The organism is Burkholderia sp. Ac-20365 (genome assembly GCF_017104715.1).
Taxonomy (GTDB): domain Bacteria; phylum Pseudomonadota; class Gammaproteobacteria; order Burkholderiales; family Burkholderiaceae; genus Paraburkholderia.
Window position 1 is genome coordinate 1 of sequence record NZ_JAAGPI010000104.1, and the last position, 932, is coordinate 932.

A 932-nucleotide genomic window follows, 5' to 3' on the forward strand; every position below is an offset into this window, starting at 1 on the left:
TCGGGGAACACAAGGCTATGCATGCGAGTACGTTTCTTGCCTGCGCGCGACGGGATGCCGCGTTCCTCGTCAGGCGCGGTATGGATTTGGTTCTGGTCCGTCATTTCGAGTGCTACTTCGTGATACGCACCATTCCCGGCACCGTCGACCCGCTCGCGTTGTAACTCCCGTCCGCCGGACCGTCGTTGCGAATACCCATCACGGCATTACCGAGGCGGAGCAGCCATTCGCGGCCGACGCCGTGAACTACGAGCGTGTCCCCGTCCATGTGGACGTTCGCGAGCGCTTCGGAACCGTCCGGCAGGATCGCGAAAACGCGCGGCAGGTCGCGCCCCGTGGCGTATTGGAGGTACGTCAACGTACCGTCGTCCCACATCGCCGTAGGCGAAAGCGCGTCATCGCCACGTTTCATGTACGACTCGTTGCGGTGCACCGATTGCGCACTGGACGCCGCCGCAAGGCCGCGCGCCAAATCCTGCTTACGCGCCAGTTCGGCCGCGTTCTTCGCGCGCGTGTCCGGGTAATCGAATCGGAGCATCCACGTCGTCGGCTCGCCCCGCTTCGCCGTCACCAGCGAAAACACATACGTCCGCTTGTTGGTCACGACGAGAAAATTGGTGTCCGGCTTGATCTTCGTCGGCTTGAACTGCACCCAATTCTTGCCCTTGGACGCCGACCACGCCTTGCCGTCGCCCATGCCGGCGCCGTTGTCCGCAACTTCCTCACCGTCCTCGAGCATGAGAAGAACAGCCTTGCCCGGTGCGGTTGCGATCTCGTACTTCTCGTTCTTGTCGTAGACGGCGCACTGCACATTCGGATCCGTTCCACATGGGCCAGGAATCACCGTCGCGACGGCCGGCAGCGACGCCACGGCCAGCATTACCATCATCGAAAGCCGTTTCATCGTGCACCCCCTACGACAACACCCGACG

The 932-nt window shown here is 62.6% G+C and carries 1 protein-coding gene; it reads right to left on the reverse strand.

The genetic code is table 11. The features are described 5' to 3' along the window. Window positions 1-112: 112 nt before the first annotated feature. A partial coding sequence (locus G3O01_RS44785) for a TrbG/VirB9 family P-type conjugative transfer protein (protein ID WP_346779275.1) occupies window positions 113-932 on the reverse strand: 820 nt, incomplete at its 5' end.